The organism is Pseudarthrobacter sp. NKDBFgelt (genome assembly GCF_046097905.1).
GTDB classification, from domain to species: Bacteria; Actinomycetota; Actinomycetes; order Actinomycetales; family Micrococcaceae; genus Arthrobacter; species Arthrobacter polychromogenes.
In genome coordinates, this window is record NZ_JBJURL010000140.1 from 1 (window position 1) to 3,706 (window position 3,706).

The window sequence follows — 3,706 nt, forward strand, 5'->3', positions numbered from 1 at the left end:
GGAGCCTTCGGAGCTGCCGGACCGGGTGCCGGTGTTGAGGGACGCGCCTCTGCCGCCGGAGCGGCTGCCTTGGGCGCTGCTGCCGGTGCTGCCGCCTTGGGGGCGGCGTCGGGGAAGGCGTTGCGCAGCTTGCGCACAACGGGGGCCTCAATGGTTGAAGAGGCAGAGCGAACGAATTCGCCTAGTTCCTGCAGTTTTGTCACTGCATCTTTGGAAGTAATACCGAGCTCTTTGGCGAGCTCATGTACGCGGACCTTGGCCACATTTCTCCTGTCTCGGTCCGCACCGAGCCAGGCACGAACCGTCTACTTCTTACTGCGGGCCCAAGCCGCAAATGCTGCAGTAGGGCCCATTGCAGAGCGCAACAAAGTTGTCATCGTTGCGCACTCATCGCTGGGAACTCATCGGGTTTCCATCAGTTTTCTGACCCGCTTTCAGGTTGGACGGTTGGTGTTGCAGTTGCCGGAACGCGTGCAACGCTCGCACCTGACGTGATCCGGCGTTCGACGGCGGCGGTACCGGTCGCTCCCTGCAGGGCACGTCCGAATGCTCGCCGCTTCAACGCCAGAGCCAGGCACGATTCGCTGGGATGCAGCCATGCACCCCGGCCAGCCATCCGGCGTCGTTCATCCACCAGGACAGCGTTTGATCCGCTGCCTTCGGCGACGAGCCGGAGTAACTCATTCCGCTTGCCCTTCTTCCGGCATCCGATGCAGGTACGCTCCGGCTGATTCCCGCTTGTTACTGGCACGGTCATCTTCCTGACGTTCATATCTGCTGGCCGCGGACGGCCTTCCTCCGGTGTGAACGGAATGGGGCACGCCCAGGGCGCACGGCTGCCGGCCGTTAGGCGCGGTCTTTACTAGTCTAGCCCCTCCCGGCCTGTCTGCCCGAAACTTCGCGCGCGATTCGAGGCCGGGAGGGCGTGAAAACTGTTCAGTTATCGCGGGCAGCCGCGGCGTCGGACACGATGTCGATACGCCAGCCGGTGAGCTTGGCCGCCAGCCGAGCGTTCTGGCCCTCTTTGCCGATGGCCAGGGACAGCTGGTAGTCCGGGACCACCACGCGCGCCGAACGCGTGGCTTCATCCGTGATGGTGACCGAATTCACACGTGAGGGCGAAAGCGCGCTGGCGATGAAGGTGGCCGGATTCTCGCTGAAGTCGACGATGTCGATCTTTTCGTCGTTCAGTTCGGTCATCACGGCGCGGACCCGGGATCCCATTTCGCCAATGCAGGCGCCCTTGGCGTTGATGCCGGGAACGTTTGCCTTGACCGCGATCTTGGTGCGGTGGCCGGCTTCACGTGCCAGGGCAACGATCTCGACGGAGCGGTCCGCAATCTCCGGCACTTCGAGTTCAAAGAGCTTGCGGACGAGGCCCGGATGGGACCGGGACAGGGTGACGGACGGGCCTTTTGAGCCGCGGTGGACGTCGATAACCAGCGCACGCAGCCGGTTGCCGTGGATGTACTTCTCCCCGGGAACCTGCTCCGGCGGCGGCAGCAGCGCCTCCACGGAACCCAGGTTGACCTGGATCATGTGCGGGTTGTTGCCCTGCTGGATGGTGCCGGAGACCAGCTCGCCTTCGCGGCCCTTGAACTCGCCCAGGACGTTGTCGTCCTCAACGTCGCGCAGGCGCTGGAGGATGATCTGGCGTGCCGTGCTGGCAGCGATCCGGCCGAAGCCTTCGGGAGTGTGCTCGAACTCGCCGATGGGGGCGCCGTCGTCGTCAATCTCGACAGCCCAGATGGTGACGTGGCCGCTCTTGCGGTCCAGCTCGGCACGGGCCTTTTCGAAGGCGCCGGGCGACTTGTGGTACGCCACCAGGAGCGCCTGCTCAATGGTGGGGATCAGGAGGTCCAGCGGGATTTCACGCTCACGCTCCAGAAGTCTCAGTGCGCTCATGTCAATATCCATCAGGCCTCCTCAGAAGGTCCATTGTGTCCAGGTTCCAGACCATCCCCGTTGAGGTGGCTGAATTCGATCTCGACTTTTCCGTTGCGGATCCTGTCGAAAGGAAGTTTTATGGGGTCGCCCTGCTTGGGCTTCATACCCTTTTTCACCGCGATCTCCGGGACGATGGTCACGCCGTCACCGTCCACCGACGTGATCCGGCCCATGACGTTCTCGCCCTGGATAACGTTGATCCTGGCCATGCGTCCCTTGGCGCGGTGCCAGTGCCGCGGTTCCGTCAGCGGGCGCCCGACGCCGGGAGAGGACACTTCAAGGTCATAGGGCCGGCCGTCGTCTCCGGGATCGTTGTCCAGGACGTCGGAGAGGATTCTGGAGATGTCGGCAATGACGTCAAGGCTGACGCCGCCTGTTTCCTCCTGCGGAAGGTCCACCACGACGTGGACCACCCGGTGGGAACCGGCCACGATGACCACGTCCTCCAGGTAAAGGCGGTTGGCCTGGACCGCGGGTTCAAGGAGTGCGCGGAGCCGTTCAGCTTCCGGGTTGTGTGCGGGGGCGGCTTCAGCCTTGCCCGTTCCGGTTTGGTCTGATGAAGCCGTGGCTTCTGCGTTGCTCACGATGCCGCGCCGCCTCCCTTATAGGTGATGTTGTGTGTACTAGCGTAGCTATTTTACCGGTCCGGTGGGGCGGAGATTCCCCGGCGGCGTGACACCATGGTCTGTTGTGAAAGAAGACGATCCGGAAAACCGCCCAAAGCTGCGCTATTTCCGGTACGCCGTTATTTCGTTCACAGTTCTGATTGTGCTCAGCCTGGGATTCTCGCTGATCCCCGCGGATCCGCCGGCGCCCGCGGATCCCCCGTTCTCCGAGCAGGCCAGGGTGGCCGCCCTGCAGGATTCCCTGGATCTGCGCGCTGCGGCCGGGCGGCTGTCAGCCAGCGCCGCGGCAGGCGGCGACGCAAACCCTGCCGCCGCGGCCGAAACTGTGACGTTGCTGACCCTGCAGGCCCGCGCCCTCCTTTCACCGGCGGATTCTTCCCCGGAGAAGGATGCCCCGGGGTCCGCCACTCCCCTGCCGTCCGGCCATTCCGGGCCCCCTGCCGCGGCCGCAATGACGGTGGAGCCCACGCTCGCAGGGCTGGCTTCCGCGCTCTCGGCCAGTGGTGTTCAGCGCCTTAGCGATGCGGCAAAGTCCGACGGCGGGATGGCGCGGTTGCTGGCCGGTGCCGGCACCGCCCAGCTGCTCGCAGCGGAGAACCTCGCCACCGCCGCGGGCGTCGCCGAGGATACACTTCCCCATGCCGGCACGGCAGCGCTTCCGGCCGCCGGCGCGCTGGCGCCCGATGCGACGGCGTCCTCCTGCCCTTCTCCTCTTCCGGAGCCCGGTGTTGCAGTGCGGGAACCATCTGCCGCGGGGAGGCCGGCTGTACTGGTCATTGCACTGTCGGCAGCCGTGGCCACCGAGCAGCAAAGCCTGTACGCCTACCAGGCGGCGCTCCCCCGGCTTGGCTCGGGCGATGCTCCAGCAGCGGAGGCCTTCCTGGGCCAGCATCGGGAACTCGCTGCCCAGGCCGCGGCACACTCCCGTGCCGCCTGCAGTGCCCCGCCGGCACAGCCGCCGGGCTTCGTACTGGACCCTGACTTCCTCGCGGCCCCCCGCGACGGGCTGGCCCGCCTGGAAGTAGCGGCTCTGCCCGCCTACGGGGATGTCATTGCGCAGGCCGACGGCGGGCTGCGGAGCTGGGCGATCGCTGCCCTGCAGTCCGCCGCGCGGCGCGCCGCCCACTGGAACG

At 65.9% G+C, this 3,706-nt stretch carries 5 protein-coding genes; 1 reads left to right on the plus strand and 4 read right to left on the minus strand.

What is annotated here, in order from left to right:
* The 4 genes from ACKAE7_RS20530 to rimP form a co-directional block, all read right to left on the minus strand.
* On the minus strand, positions 1 to 263 hold a 263-nt coding region (locus tag ACKAE7_RS20530; protein ID WP_408980164.1), incomplete at its 3' end, for a translation initiation factor IF-2 N-terminal domain-containing protein.
* A gap of 152 nt (positions 264 to 415) precedes the next feature.
* Positions 416 to 772 carry a YlxR family protein gene (locus ACKAE7_RS20535; RefSeq protein ID WP_188809350.1) on the minus strand — a complete coding sequence of 119 codons (357 nt, stop codon included), beginning with the start codon at positions 770 to 772 and terminating at the stop codon, positions 416 to 418.
* Between the two features lie 164 nt (positions 773 to 936).
* On the minus strand, positions 937 to 1,917 hold the full coding sequence (nusA, locus tag ACKAE7_RS20540; RefSeq protein WP_066274794.1) for a transcription termination factor NusA: 981 nt from the start codon (positions 1,915 to 1,917) through the stop codon (positions 937 to 939).
* On the minus strand, positions 1,917 to 2,531 hold the full coding sequence (gene rimP / locus ACKAE7_RS20545) for a ribosome maturation factor RimP (RefSeq protein WP_188809349.1): 615 nt from the start codon (positions 2,529 to 2,531) through the stop codon (positions 1,917 to 1,919). The genes nusA and rimP overlap by 1 nt, the downstream gene beginning before the upstream one ends.
* 106 nt (positions 2,532 to 2,637) lie before the next feature.
* On the opposite strand from rimP, the gene ACKAE7_RS20550 reads away from it, so the two are divergent.
* Positions 2,638 to 3,706 (plus strand): DUF4439 domain-containing protein (locus tag ACKAE7_RS20550; RefSeq protein WP_408980165.1); only part of this gene is annotated, 1,069 nt, incomplete at its 3' end.

Bases quoted from the DNA above. Each gene is read 5' to 3' on its own strand.
- ACKAE7_RS20535 (WP_188809350.1), bottom strand. From the start codon at position 772: ATGAACGTCAGGAAGATGACCGTGCCAGTAACAAGCGGGAATCAGCCG.
- nusA (WP_066274794.1), bottom strand. From the start codon at position 1,917: ATGGATATTGACATGAGCGCACTGAGACTTCTGGAGCGTGAGCGTGAA.